This is a genomic window from Streptomyces scopuliridis (genome assembly GCF_042790125.1).
GTDB classification, from domain to species: domain Bacteria; phylum Actinomycetota; class Actinomycetes; order Streptomycetales; family Streptomycetaceae; genus Streptomyces; species Streptomyces scopuliridis_A.
This window is the reverse complement of record NZ_JBHTZS010000024.1, coordinates 22,824-36,859: the sequence shown is the minus strand read 5'-3', so window position 1 is coordinate 36,859 and position 14,036 is coordinate 22,824. Positions and strand designations below refer to the sequence as shown.

Sequence of the window (14,036 nt, the reverse complement as noted above, 5' to 3'; positions counted from 1 at the left end):
TGTGCTGTATATGCGCCCGGTTCGACTTCAGCCCGCTCACCGAAAGCCCGCCTCCGCCATGCCAGTCAGCGAATCCTCGGAAATCACGGAATTCGCGTGGGACCGGTTTACGGCCTTCTGACCGACAGAAAGGACTTCCCATCGACCCCAGCAGGGGGTACGGACCGTGCCGCCGGCGCCCCGATACGCCTTGTCCGCCCAGCACTCGACGCCGGTCTCGGCGAGGGCGTCGACGATGCCGTGTTCGCGAGTCGCGCGGACATCGTGGACGGCGCCGGGCAGGGCCGGTAAGGCCCACAGCAGGTGGCCGAAGGGGGCCGTGAGGACCTGCACGTTCATGCCGTGTTGCTTGTGTTTCCCAGAGCAGAAAGGCCGGTCCGCGGCAATGCGGTCGATCGGCAGGAGCGTGCCGTCCAGGACGCGTAGGGCAGAACTGGACACGTCGACGCCCGACGGGTAGACAAGCATGCGAAGCCTCTGGTGGAGACGGTTCTCTTGGTCGAAAACCCATCTACCAGGGGCTTCACCACATTGTCAGCCCAACCACCCTGTCCGCGTTGGCAGGTTGGAAGAAGCTCATGTGCTTCCCTGCCCTCCCGGTCAACACCCGTTCGCTCCCGATAAAGGTCTATAGACCCGTGAATGCTTCAGACCCGCACGTCAACGCCTTCGCCGAGATCTTCGGCGATCCGCCGGCCGACTACTCCGTACCTGTCGACTGGCCGGCAGTCGAGTCCTGGTTGGGGACGAGCCTGCCCGCCGACTACAAGGCCATCGCCGCCGCGTACGGCCCACTCGACATCGGCGCCTGGCTCTGGCTTCACATGCCATGCGTCAACCGCGGTTGGTTCGACTACGGGGCCTGGGTCCAGCAGACTCGGCGTAACGCCCCCGGTGTCCTTCCCTTCGGCGCCACCCGTTCCGCCGATACCCTCTACTGGGACACCACAGCATCCGACGACCCCGACCAGTGGCCGGTCGTCATGCACTGTCAGGACGACGAGAACGCGGGCCGCGACCCCTGGCGGCGCTTCGCGACCCCGCTCGTGCCGACGCTGGCCCGGCTCGTGGCCGACGGCATGCGCCCGGTGGCCGCCCGAAGCGGCATGCAAACCGACCTGGAGCGCACCCCGTGGACACCGCCGCCTCGGCGACCGGAGCCAACCGCTCAGCAGCGGGCGGCGCTCACCACAGGCAGCGGCCTGGAGACTTTGATCGCACTCGTCCCGCCGCCGGAGACACCCGCGCTCGGTAAGCACAACTGGGACTGGCTGTACGAACGGCTGGGTACACGTCTGCCCGGCGAGTGCGTACAACTGATGAACCGGTACGGGACCGGCTCCTGGTGCGGCTGGCTGCGCTTCAACATCCCCTTCGGCGAGGACCAGTACGCGCTCGCACCATGGGCCGAGTGGTACGCGGAGACCTACCAGGCGCAGCGAGCCGAGTTCCCTGAGTATCACCCCCTTGCTGTCTATCCCGAGCCCGGGGGATTCCTGCCCTTCGCCGACTCCATCGACGGCGACCAACTGTGCTGGCTGACCGAAGGTGCCACGCCGGACGACTGGCCATTGATCGTCGTACCGCGCCATGCCGACCAAGGCCCACCGCTCAACACCGACCTCACCAAAACCCTGCTGGAGTGGCTGCGCGGCCGGTACGCGACCGAGGGCCTGCCCCCGCTCGGACGCCGCGACGAGGACCCCCTCGACTACATCGAATTCGAGCCCCACGACGCAGAACCAGCCGCTGATGACCAATGATTCAGCGCCGCATCGGCCGAGTTCGAGGTAGGTAGCCGACTAGCCGACTCCATCAGCACACCCCACCCTGTCGCCGCCGCTCCACGGCAGGCTTCTGCGATCTCAGCGCGCGGCTCATTCGTGGAAGCGGAGGCGATCTGCTTCGCGGACGAGGCGCACCAAGGTACCGGCCCCGCGGTCCTGGTGCCCCACCACGGCCGGTGGGAGAACCGGTCCACAGGCCAGCAGGCGGCGAACCTCCGCCATGGGAATATCCGGGCCATGGGCGAGCAGGCCGCGGTCACGCTGGAGGACTGGCGGCTACTGCGGAAGCTGAGGTGTTCCATCATCCGCATCACCCCCTGGTTCAGACCGTCTTCACTTGCATCTGACCAGCTCACAGGAAGCCTCCGCCCGAGGTCCGATTCGATGGCCTTCCAGTCGAACACCTCGCCCGGTCCATTCCCCTTGCCAACCAGATCCCGAAGTCTCCCAGACACCACTGACGCAGTGGGACCAGGCACTGCCACAGCCTCGGTCACCGCAGCCGCTTGACCAACAGCGTGGGAAAGCGGATGCGGGGATTACAGGAGAACCCTTGGCGTCATTCGGTGCGCATCGATGGCGTATTGGCCAGCGTGAAGGAGTACGACACCGCGAATGGGCCATGTCCGTACGTCACGGTAATGGAATCGCGAGGTTTGGCACCCGCCTCAGCCAGGTCGAGGGGGGCGCTGAACGTCTTCGAGTTCCTCGCTTTCTGTGTGACGGTCAGTTGCCTGGTGGTGCGGTCGCCCACTCGCACATCAACTGTGCCTTGGCCAAGGGAGTCCGCGTCCAGATTCAGGGGCGCTTCCAGGTCGATTCGCACCGTCGAATCCGCCCGGACCACACGCGCCGGGACATCGCCCTGGGTGCTGGCCTTGAGCTTTGTCTGGTCGGCCGCCCGCCAGGCCAGTGATTCGTTCCATGCGGTGTTGAAGGCGACCCAGCCCTCGGTGTGGCCGATGTTGCCCTGCTCGGGGTTGAAAGGATAGTGCCCGTTCTTGGGGCTCCCGTCGAGCACGCCGGGGACACCTTCCAGCAGTCCCGCGCCGCCGTAGTATTCGGAGAACCATCCGTTCTCCACGCCCTCGAATCCCGTTTTCTCGCTGGGCGCGTCGTACGAAGCGTGCCGCCCGGTGGGGTTGCGGCCGAAGATGTTGTCCACCTGAGCGGTGGCGATCTCGCGGAGTCGAGCGGCCAGCGGATCGTGACCCAACAGCTTCGCGGCGGCGAGTGCGGACGCGGGGAAGCCGGCTACGTTTCCGACCTCGTTGGGGTCGTCAGCGCCGCCGCCGCTGAAGGCCGGAATGGTCCAGCGGTCCTCGGAGTAGCGGCGGAAGTCCCACAGATTGTCCGAGCGGTCGACGGCGACGCGAGCCCACTCCCTGACGAACTCCTTGATGCCTTGGGGAGCCTCGTCCGGATACGCTTCGGCGAATTGCACCAGGCCGGTGATCAGTACGGATTCACTCTGCCGCTGCCCCTTGGTGACGCGTGGATCCTCAAGGTCCAGATGGCCGGTCAACCAGACGGCCTGGTTCCGGGCGGCCCGCAAGTAACGGTCGGCATCATCGCGGCCTTCGCGCTTGGCCACCTCATGCATCATCAGGTTCGGCCGGACCGAGTGCCCTGGTGCAAGCTCCCCCTTTCCAGTCCCCACCTGCGTGTACACCTGGAACAGGTCGCCGGTGTGGGGTGTGAAGGCCTGCCAGTAGTACCGATCACGATCCGGATCACCCCATGAGGCGAAGAGGAGATCGCATGCGCGCCGGTACACCGATTCAGGAATGTATTTGTCGAGCTGGGGATAGGCGTAGACGAACGCGGCCAACTGCTCCTTGAACTGCGGATCGTTGACCTTCTCCTGCAGGAGCAGCTCGACTCCCCAGTAGATGATTCGCACAATGTCCGGAGTGTCTTCCGGCAGTGTCACCGGCAGGCCCTTGTAGTCGGCGTCCACTTGGATCCGGTCGAACGCACTTGGGTTGGCCGAGTACATGTCGATGAGCGTTTGGATCTCCCTTGAGTATTGCGCCGCATCGCGCCAGGCCACTCCCTTCATGCAGTCGCGTGCGCCGTACTCGTCACTGGCAGGATCGACTGTCTTGCGCGTGTAGTCGCCGAAGTAGCACCGGCTGCCCGCCATGAATTCGAGAGCGCGCTGGTAGGACACACGGTCGGTCCAGTACGCGCCGATCCCGAAGGGAACCGATGTTCCCGTGCCGGCCGCCGCGGTGACAGTGACGGTGAAGTCCCCGGTGTCGCGTGGGTTGAACCCGGTGAAATCTCCTACGTTTCCTTTGATTTTGCCCCGGTACCGGACCTTCCCGGAGACGTCGGTGATGGTGAACGTCGCACCGTCCTCGGCCCGCGGCGCGGTGAACCGCTTGGACTCGCCGAGGCCGAAGCCGCTTTGGTTGAGCAGGACTGGTTGCGCGGCCAGGGGATCCCCTGCCGCTGCTGTGGTGGAAGCGTGGTCGGTCGCCGTGGATACCGTGCCAGGAACGCCGCTCAGGACGAGCGCGCCTACAGCTACGAGCAAACGAATCTTCATGGGGTACCTCACTGTCCGATGGGACGCTTGGGCGGTCGGCCGTCGGCGCGGGCGAGCCGGGAGCGAGGCCGATGGGCCTTGCTCGCTGATGGGCCTTGCTCGGGCCGCGGATGCGGATGCCGAGGAGGAGGGGCAGCGCGACGACGCCGCCGCTCCGACGGCGTCCGGTGCGTGCGTGCGATCGCGAGGCTGAGGGTCTCCCCAGTACTGGACGTACTGGGGAGACCCCGACAACGCGGCGGGCGTGCGTGCCGGGCGTCACCGGGCGGCGGGACTTTGAAGGCGGGCCCTAGCCCGCGTCAGCCCCGATGTTCGGCTTGCCGGGAATGGTGGTCCCGTAATAGTCGATCCCGCCGTTGCCGGACACCGCCGTGCCCGCGCCGAGCGCCGGGGAACCGGACTTGAGGGTGTATGCCTGGGGGCACGGCTGCGGTCCGGTGCCCGAGGCCGGCGACCACGAGCAGGTGCCACCCACGCCGGGCGAGGTGAACAGGGGATCGCCCCACACCGCGCCCGATTCCAGGCCGGCCGCCTGCCACGCGGCGAAATCGCTGTAGGTCGTGCCGCTCCAGCGCCAACCGCCGGTGTTCGTCCCGTAGTACAGGTTGTTCGACAGCGTCATGCCGGTCTGTCCGTACGGGTTGTAATAGAGCTGGCCGGTCTTGCCGTACGTGCCCTTGTTGGCCATGTGGCAGATGTTGTCCTTGATCTGCGAACCGCTGGCCCAGGTCCCGGAGGTGTAGCCGAACATGAAGCACGCGCTGGCGCCCGCCCTCTTGTTCGTGCTCTGGTCCTTGTTGGTGAAGAAGGTGTTTCCGTAGATGGACAGCGCGTTCTTCGGCGCGTTGGGCACAACGTCGAACAGACCGCCCTGGGCGTTCGCCCAGTCGTCGTTCTCCGAGATGTTGTAGCGGTAGGTGTTCGGTCCCCACACCCGTGAGCCGACGGTCGAGGTGTAGGCCAGCAGACCACTGCCCGCGTTGTTGTGCGTGTAGTTGTACTCCACCACCGAGTTCGTGGTGCCACCGTCGAGGTCGATCCCGTCCCAGTCGCACCCGGCCGTGTAGGCCGGAACCGGCTGCACCTTGTACACCTCGTTGCGGCGGATCGTCACATCATTGGAGGTGTACGTCATGATGCCGCTGGCGCCGCCGCACGAGGTCACGTTGGCACCGATGTCGTGGACCACGTTGTGCTGGATGACCGCGCCGTTCCAGCCGTTCGCGGTCAGCGCGGCCCCCGTGCTCTGGGCCGCCATGCCGAGGTTGTAGACGGTGTTGCCCTCGACCCTGACGTTGGTGATGTTGATCCCCGAGCCCCAGCCGTAGACGCCCGGTCCGGCGTTCGAGGTCACGGTGGCTCCGTGCAATCTGTTGTTGAGAATCTGCACATCGTCCAGCGGCCCGCTGTTGCCGTTCACCGCGTACCCGAGCACCATGATCTGCCCGCCGAAGGTACTGCCGCTGCCGCTCGGCGTGGCGAAGCCGGAGATGTCGGAGCCGGTCACCTTCAGGCCCTTGGCCGCCGTCGGTGACTTCTGGTTCTGCAACAGCACACCGGCCGCGGTCGTGCCGCCGTTGACCAGCTTCATGTTGTCCAGCTGGAAGCCGCTCACGTTGTCCGCGGTGACCGCCGCCGAGTAGTCCCCCGTGCAGTTGGACGTGAGGGTGGCCTGCCCGGTGCCGTAGGAGGTGACCTTGAAGGGCGTCGACGCCGAGGACGCGGGCACATTGTCCCCGTCGAAGAGCAGGCAGCCGGTGAACGTCTGCCCGCCCTGGAAGGCGACGACGCCGCCCTGCGGGAAGGTGAAGCCATTGACCTTCCCGGTCGACTTCCATGCCTGGTCGGGCGAGAGACCGCTGTTGCTGTCACTGCCGCTGGGCGACACGTAGTACGTGGTGGTGGCGGCTTGTGCGGTTCCCGTGGCGGTACCCGCCAGGAGCAGGCCCAGCATTCCCTGGGCCACCGCTGCCGCGGCAATTCGTGCTCTCATGCTTTCTCCCCGCTGCGAGGCCGTGACGACGCACGGGTACGCAGGTGTCGACTCGTGGCTGAGGCATGCCTCGACGGACCACACACGGCTCGGCCGGTGTGGCGTCGGGCGACGTGGATCGAAGAGCGGTTGAGGGGATCTCCTCGGCGCATCGCTCCCTTCGGCGGACGGCTTCCGTCGTCCGGGTCGAGACGGTCCTTCCCGCGCCGGCCTGTTCCCGTTCGGGCCGGCGCCGGGGCATCGGGGGTGGCCGGGTGGACCGGCCACCACGGGCGCACCGCGGCGGAGCGGCGTCCGCCGGGGCCGCCGAGCCGGTGGTCAGGTGGTCAGGTGGTCAGTCAGGTGATCAGGAGCGTGCACCGGGCCTGTGTCCGTGAGCTGTTACCGGTGTGGAGGTGGATCTCGCCCGGCTCCACGGTGAACTCGCCCGCGGGGTCGTTGGTCCAGTAGCCGAGGTCGTCGGCGCCCAGGGTGAAGCGGACCTGCCGCTCCTCCCCCGCCGCCAGCCGGACGCGGCGGAAACCGCGCAGCCGGCGAACGGGCTGGGCGATGGTGGCGGCAAGGTCCTGGAGGTAGAGCTGGACCACTTCGTCGCCCGCGCGCTCACCGGTGTTACGGACCGGGACGGTCACCTCCACCGTCGCGCCCGCCCGCAGCTCCGCCGCCCCGATCCGCTCAGGACTCAACCGGGGTTCGTCCAGCGCGAAGGTGGTGTAGCTCAGGCCGTGGCCGAAGGGGAACTCGGGACCGGCGGGGAGGTCGAGGTACTTCGATACGTACTTCACCTCGGGCGCGGCCGGGTCGTACGGGCGGCCGGTGGTCTCGTGGTTGTGGTAGACCGGGATCTGGCCGACCGTGCGAGGGAACGTCACGGGCAGCTTGCCGCCGGGAACGGCGGCTCCGGTCAGTACGTCCGCGACGGCGGAGCCGGCCTCGATACCCAGGTGCCAGGCCATGACGATCGCCGGGGCCCGGTCCGCCCAGGTGCCGATCGTGAGCGGACGTCCGCCGACCAGCACCACCACACAGGGCGTGCCGGTGCCGGCGACCGCTCGGACCAGCTGCTCCTGGGCGCCGGTCAGGCCCAGTTCGCTGCGCGCGGCCGCCTCCCCGCTCATCGCGGGCGGCTCGCCCACCACGAGCACCACGGCGTCGGCGGCCTCCGCGACCGCCACCGCCTCCGCGATGCCGGCGGTGTCGGCCCCTTCCGGGGACACTCCGACGGCGTGGCGGATGTCGGTGTCCGGCAGTGCCGCACGCAGTCCGGCGAGGACGGGGACCGCCTCCGGCGCGCCGGGCAGGGTCCATGTACCCAGCAGATCAGCCGAGTCGGCGAAGGGGCCGACGACCGCCAGCGCACGCAGGCCCGACGGGTCGAGGGGGAGGACGTCGTCGTCGTTCTTCAGCAGCACCATGCAGCGCCCGGCGACCTCGCGCGCCGCCGCCCGCGACCCGGCACTCGGGGCGGTCAGTGCCGCGGTCTCTGCCACGTACGGGCGCTCGAACAGGCCCAGGCGCAGCTTCAGGCGCAGCACCCGCGCCACGGCGTCGTCCAGCCGTTCCCGCGTCAGCGCCCCGGAGGCGAGCAGGTCCCGGCCGTGTTCGGCGAAGGCGGTGGACACCATTTCCATGTCCACTCCGGCGGTCAGGGAGCGGCGTGCCGCCTCGGCCTCGTTCGCCGCGCCGCCGTGCGCGATCAGTTCCAGGACTCCGGTCCAGTCGCTGACCACGACGCCGTCGAAACCCCACGCTTCCTTGAGGATGCCGGTCAGGGTGTGCGGGTTGGCGTGGGCCGGGATGCCGCTGATGGTGTTGAACGCGGCCATGACGGTGGCGGCGCCGGCGTCGACGGCGGCCTGGAACGGGGGCAGGTAGAGGTTGCGCAGCCGCTGCTCGGACACGTCCACGGTGTTGTAGTCGCGGCCGCCCTCGGCGCCGCCGTAGGCCACGAAGTGCTTGGCACAGGCGGCGATCCGGTCCGGCGCGGTCAGGTCGTCGCCCTGGTAGCCGCGTACCTTGGCCACGGCGTAGGCGGTGGTCAGATACGGGTCCTCGCCGATGCTCTCGGCGATCCGGCCCCAGCGCGGCTCGCGGGTGACGTCCATCATCGGGGAGAACGTCCAGTGGATGCCGTTGGAGCGGGCCTCACGTGCGGAGACCTCGGCGTCCGTCCCGGTCACCGACGGGTCGAACGCGGCCGCCTGGGCGAGCGGAATCGGGAACGTGGTGTGGTAGCCGTGGATCACGTCCAGGCCGAAGACCAGCGGGATGCCCAGCCGGGATTCCTCCACGGCGATGCGCTGCAGCGCGTTGCTCGCCCCGGCGCCGACGACGTTGAGCACCGAGCCGAGCAGGCCCTTGCGGGCGGCGGCCTCGGTCGCCTCGGTGTCGCCGCCGCCCGGCCCGGTGTCCCAGGCCCAGGCCAACTGCTGCAACTGGCCGAGCTTCTCCTCTACGGTCATCCGGCCGAGGAGTTCCCCGATTCGGGACTCGTGGTCATGGCCGCTCATGGCGGATTCCTCTCAGGGATGGATCGGACCCGCTCCCCCGGTCGTCAGGGGACCCGGGGGCGCGGGAGCTGAAGTCGTCGTCGGGCGACGGCCGATGGCGTGCGCGGCGTCTCAGTAGTGGTGAGGCCGGCTGCGGATCTCCTCCGGCCAGGCCAGCTGAATGCCGAGAGTGTGGCTGAGCAGCCGCTGGTAATCGGCCAGTTGGGCCTGATCGGAGCGGACTTTGCGGGGCGGCAGGGCCCGGTCGAGGCAGAATCCGGCGAGGGCTCCGACCGCCTCGCCGATGGCCCACTCCACGGGGTGCAGCCGGTAGCAGCCGTTGGTGATGTGCGTGGTGCCGATGTTCTTGTTGGCGGGCAGGAGGTTGTCGACGCGTACGGGGATCAGGGCGCCCAGCGGAATCTGGAACGGGTAGGACTCGATGTCGATGTAGGTACGGCCCGCTGTGCTGGGGTGCAGGTCGATGCGGTAGCCGCCGATGCCCACGCTGTCGTGGAACACGGCGCCGCCGGCGCCGGGCGGGCGGGCCTCGACGCCCACATGCTGTTCGACCACGGTGAACTCGGCTCTGATACGGCGCGATTCGCGGATGTACGGCGCCTTGGCCAGGCCGTCCGGGGTGCCGGTGACGTCGGGCCGCAGGCGCAGGCCCGGCCAGCCGGTGCCGCCGTCGGGGCGGGGGGCCTCGGTCTGCAGCCAGTGCAGGAAGGACAGCGAGAGGTCGCGGCTGGCGTCGAGCGCCTTCCGTCGCTGCTGGGCGTCGACACCGAGGAGCGGCGCCTCCCAGTAGTCGATCTGCGGCCAGTTGACCACGGTGAGGTCGGAGGCGAAGGCCCCGGCCGTGAACTGTTCGCGGGCCAGAATGCGGCGGAACCGCCATAGGTCGAAGTGGTCGTCTGCTGTTCGGTCGGCGTCCATCAGCGTCCAGGTGCGGTGCTGGAGGGTGATGGGGACGACATCGGTGAAGGAGAGCTGCGGGCCGGGCCAGAACGGGGCGACGGCCGTGCACCAGTGGTCGTAGGAGGCGGGCCGGTCAATCACGTGGTCCTCGCCGGGCCGGTGCTCCAGGGCGAAACACCAGGACACGGCCTGCTGGTCGAGGGGATCGGCGGTTGCGGGCGCGTGCGGCTCGCCGGTCTCGTCGCGGCCCTCCGCGCCGATGACGTGTTCGACGCCGGCCAGTTCCAGCAGCTCGCCGAGTTCGGTGGCGTCGGCCACATAGGCGGCGTGGACGGTGATCTCGCGTCCGTCGTGCGGACCGGTCAGCGTGACCGCCTCGACGCGGTCGCCGTCGGTGTGCGCGGCGACCGGCTCGTACCCGGTCAGGACGGTGATCGCGCCGGAGGACCGCCATGGGGCGAGCATCTCCTCGATGACGGCCACGGCCACGCGCGGTTCGTGGCACATCCTGCTCACGACGCCGAGACCGGGGTCGAACAGCGGATCCTGTGCGGCACCGGGTCCGACGGGGTAGTTGCGACGGTAGTAGTCGCGCACGCGGCGGCGCAGTTCGGCGTAGCCCGGCGGGGCGGCCGGGCCTTCGATCCAGGGATGTTCGTCGGGCGGCACGGCCTGTGCGGTGAGCTGTCCGCCGAGCCAGTCGGTGGCCTCGGTGAGCACTACGGTCCGGCCGAGCCGGGCGGCGGTGAGCGCTGCGGCCACACCGCCCAGGCCGCCGCCGACGACGAGGACCTCGGTTCGCATTTCTCTCATGGGAGCTGGGGTTCCTTCTGCCGGTTCCGCCGGTTGTGCCGGTCGGAGTGGTCGAGTGGTCGGAGTGGTCGGCCATCGGGTTCGGGGCAGCCGGGACCGGCGGACGGCGCCATCCGCCTGTCGGCGCGCGTCCGGAGCTGCCGGGGTGCCGGGGGTGTCAGGTCCCCGGTGGTGCCAGGTGGTGTCAGCTGCCCGGTGGTGCCGGGTGGTGTCGCGTGGCGCTCGGGCCTACTCGTTCGCGTCCGTGATGGTGGTGCCGGGTATCAGCGGGCAGGGCACCAGCAGGCTGCCGGTCCGCAGCCCGGGGTCGTCGAGCATGGCCTGCAGCCGGTCCACGGCGAGACGGCCGATCTCCACACGGGGAATCACCAGGGAGTCCCACTGCCCGGACAGGTCCGCGGGCGCCGCCTCCAGCACGGCGACGGACACGTCGTCGGGGATCTTCCGTCCGCGGGCGGCCAGTTGCTCGCGCAGGGAATTCGCGAGCCCCACGGACTCCACCACGATCGCGGTCACCGCGCCGCCCGCCACCTCGTCGAGCCAGGCTCCGTCGAGACCCACGGTGCCGTGGAGACCCGGAGAGGTGTCGGTCAGTCCGAGCCGCTCGACGGCCCCGGCGTACCCGACGCGGCGGTCCTCGTACGGCTCCATCTCCTGCCAGTCGCGTACGTAGCCGAGTCGCCGGTGGCCGTGGCGCGCGAGCCGGTCGACGATCCGCGCGCTCGCCGACCGGTAGTCGGGGATGATCTGCGGGATCTCCGCACCGGGCACCTCACGGCGGCCGATGTGGACGAAGGGGTAGCCCTCGTACCAGAGGCGGACCAGTTCCCCGCGGTCGGTGGCGACGCCGAGCAGGATGCTCCCGTCGGCCAGGTTGAGCCGGTTGGTGCCATTGTTGTAGATCTTGCGTTCGCCGTCGGTGCCGGACCCGGTCGAGGTGAACAGCACCAGGTCGAAGCCGGTCTCCTCGGCCCGCTCCTCCACCCCGAGCAGGAACTCGAAGTAGAAGTCCTCGCGTGCGCGCGGGAAGACACGTTCGAAGGTGTGTACGCCCAGCAGGTTGTTGCGTCGCTTGCGCATCGCCCTTGCGGCGGGGTTGGCGACGTAACCCAGCTCACGCACCGCCTCGAAGATGCGCTGCCGGGTCTCCTCCGGGATCCGCGCGGTCGCCGCGTTGCCACTGACCACCCGGGACACCGCCGACTGGGACACTCCGGCCAGCCGTGCCACGTCCGCCTGGCTGGGCGCCTTGTCACGCCGTCGTGCTGTCACGGTGCCCCCTGCAGTGTCTCGCGCCGGGCGGCGGTCGCCTCGGCGTGTGTCGTCCCGGCCAGTTCCCCGGCCCGGCCCTTGACGTGCAGCCAGCACGTCGCCCAGTGCCCGTTGCCCAACTCGGTGCGCGGAGGCGCCTCGCCGCGGCACTCCGGCATCGCGAACGGGCAGCGTGGGTGGAACCGGCAGCCGGCCGGTGGGTCGATCAGGCTGGGCGGCTCACCCAGCTCGTCGGCCCCAGCGAAGAGATCTTCGCGGTCCCCCACCCCGCGCTCGGGGTCCGGGGAAGACTCTATGAGCAGTTTGGTGTACGGGTGCCGCGGAGCGGCGACCACCTCTTCCTTGGGGCCCGACTCCACCATCTGCCCGGCGTACATCACGGCGATCTCGTCGCACAGATAGCGGGCGCTGGCGATGTCGTGCGTGACGTACAGCAACGCGAGGCCGTCCTCGGTGCGCAACCGCTGCAGCAGGTTGAGCATCTCAAGCCGGATCGACACGTCCAGCATGGAGATCGGCTCGTCCCCGAGCAGCACCCTGGGCTCCACGGCGAGCGCACGGGCGATGACGGCGCGCTGGCGCTGCCCGCCGGACAGCTCGTGCGGGAACTTCGCCGCGAACTCGGCGGCCGGGATGAGGCTGACCCCTTCCAGCAATTCCGTGATCCGCCTCTCGCGCAGGGCGGCGTTCAGGTGCGGCTGGTGCAGTCGCAGCGCGCGGTCGAGGTTGTAGCGGACGCGGTGCAGCGGATTCAGCGAGCCGAAGGGGTCCTGGAAGATCAGCTGCACTTCGGAGTGGTACGCACGCCGCGCCCGCCGGCTGCCGCCCACGGGCTCGCCTCGCAGCACGATCTCGCCCCGGGTCGGTTCGTGGAAGCCGGCCAGCATCCGGGCCAGGGTGGTCTTGCCGCTGCCGCTCTCCCCCACCAGTGCCAGGATCTGTCCGGGTTTCAGGCGGACGGTCGCGTCCTCGACGGCGCGGACGACGGAGGTACGGCCGAGCGGACCGCGGACGGTGAAGTGCTTGGAGACGTTTCGCGCCTCCAGGATGTACTCCGGCTCCTCCGCTGCCGGCGCTTTCGCGCGCGGGACCTCGCTCATCGGACTCCGCCTCCCGTCTCGCCGCTGTGGTTCCCGGTCCCGGTCCGGGACCCGGTCTCGTTGAGGAGGCATGCCGCCTCGTGCCTCGGCCGCGGTCCCACCGGCAGCAGGAGTGGCAGCCGTTGGTCGCAGCCGTCCGTCCGCCGCGCGCAGCGCGGGTGGAACGGGCAGCCGGACGGCGGGCGGCGCAGGTCGGGCGGGGTGCCGGGGATGCCGCGCAGGGTGCGCAGCGGGGCGCGCAAAGGCGGGAAGGAGTCCCGCAGGCCCTGGGTGTAGGGGTGTTTCGGGGCGCTGTAGAGGGCTGCCGCGTCGCCCACCTCGACGATGCGGCCGGCGTACATGATGGCGATACGGTCCGCCAGTTCGAGCAGCAGCGACAGGTCATGCGTGACGAAGACCACCGCGAATCCCAGCTCCCTCCTCAGGCGCAGGACTTGCGCGAGGATCTGCCGCTGCATCACCACGTCGACGGCCGTCGTCGGCTCGTCCATCACCACCAGTTCGGGGCGGCAGGCCAGGGCCAGGGCGATGGCGGCGCGCTGACGCATGCCGCCGGAGAGCTGGTGCGGGTAGTCGCGGTACCGGTCCGCGGAGATGCCGACCAGGGCGAGCAGTTCCGCGGCCCGTGCCCAGGCGGCCCGTTTGCTCATCGTGCGGTCGCGGGCCCTCAGGACGTCGGCGAACTGGGCGCCGATCCGCATCACCGGATTCAGCGCGTCCATCGCGGACTGCAGCACGATGGACAGCGTCGTCCACCGGTAACGGCGCAGCTGCCCGGTGTCGAGCGCGACGAGGTCGACGGGCGGGGCGCCGTCCCGGGCATGGAAGCGGATCTGCCCGGCGGTGGTGACGGCGGGCGGGCGCTGCAGCCGGGTCAGGGCGGTGATCAGCGTGGACTTGCCCGATCCCGACTCCCCCGCGACGCCGAGGATCTCACCTCGGCGCAGGGTGAAGGAGACGTCGGAGCAGGCGCGTACGGGGACGCTGCCGGTGGCGTACTCGACGGTCAGGCCGCGTACCTCAAGGACGGCTTGCCCGGCGGGGGCCACGGACGGCGTGTGCTGCTCGGCCTGTACGGTCATCGGAATCCACCTCCGGGCGGAACGG

The 14,036-nt window shown here is 69.4% G+C and carries 8 protein-coding genes and 1 pseudogene; 1 reads left to right on the top strand and 8 read right to left on the bottom strand.

What is annotated here, in order from left to right:
- Positions 1-36 precede the first annotated feature (36 nt).
- A pseudogene (locus tag ACFRKB_RS28815) lies at positions 37-423 on the bottom strand (transposase family protein); the annotation flags it as partial.
- Positions 424-638: 215 nt separating this feature from the next.
- Here ACFRKB_RS28815 and ACFRKB_RS28810 point away from each other — a divergent pair.
- Positions 639-1,763: an SMI1/KNR4 family protein gene (locus ACFRKB_RS28810; protein WP_383109458.1), complete on the top strand. Its 1,125-nt coding sequence runs from the start codon at positions 639-641 to the stop codon at positions 1,761-1,763.
- Positions 1,764-2,346: 583 nt separating this feature from the next.
- On the opposite strand, the gene ACFRKB_RS28805 is transcribed toward ACFRKB_RS28810, so the two are convergent.
- The 7 genes from ACFRKB_RS28805 to ACFRKB_RS28775 form a co-directional block, all read right to left on the bottom strand.
- Positions 2,347-4,341, bottom strand: coding sequence for a hypothetical protein (locus ACFRKB_RS28805; protein ID WP_383109457.1), 1,995 nt, complete (start codon positions 4,339-4,341; stop codon positions 2,347-2,349).
- 289 nt (positions 4,342-4,630) lie between these two features.
- Positions 4,631-6,334: a right-handed parallel beta-helix repeat-containing protein gene (locus tag ACFRKB_RS28800; protein WP_383109456.1), complete on the bottom strand. Its 1,704-nt coding sequence runs from the start codon at positions 6,332-6,334 to the stop codon at positions 4,631-4,633.
- Positions 6,335-6,672: 338 nt separating this feature from the next.
- Positions 6,673-8,844, bottom strand: coding sequence for a glycoside hydrolase family 3 N-terminal domain-containing protein (locus ACFRKB_RS28795; protein WP_383109454.1), 2,172 nt, complete (start codon positions 8,842-8,844; stop codon positions 6,673-6,675).
- 111 nt (positions 8,845-8,955) lie between these two features.
- On the bottom strand, positions 8,956-10,548 hold the full coding sequence (locus ACFRKB_RS28790) for an FAD-dependent oxidoreductase (RefSeq protein WP_383109537.1): 1,593 nt from the start codon (positions 10,546-10,548) through the stop codon (positions 8,956-8,958).
- A gap of 237 nt (positions 10,549-10,785) precedes the next feature.
- Positions 10,786-11,829, bottom strand: a complete 1,044-nt coding sequence (locus ACFRKB_RS28785) for a LacI family DNA-binding transcriptional regulator (protein ID WP_383109453.1) — start codon at positions 11,827-11,829, stop codon at positions 10,786-10,788.
- Complete coding sequence (locus tag ACFRKB_RS28780; RefSeq protein WP_383109452.1) at positions 11,826-12,929, bottom strand: ABC transporter ATP-binding protein; 1,104 nt, start codon at positions 12,927-12,929, stop codon at positions 11,826-11,828. Before ACFRKB_RS28780 ends, ACFRKB_RS28785 begins: the two co-directional genes overlap by 4 nt.
- On the bottom strand, positions 12,926-14,011 hold the full coding sequence (locus ACFRKB_RS28775) for an ABC transporter ATP-binding protein (protein ID WP_383109450.1): 1,086 nt from the start codon (positions 14,009-14,011) through the stop codon (positions 12,926-12,928). Before ACFRKB_RS28775 ends, ACFRKB_RS28780 begins: the two co-directional genes overlap by 4 nt.
- Positions 14,012-14,036: the final 25 nt, after the last annotated feature.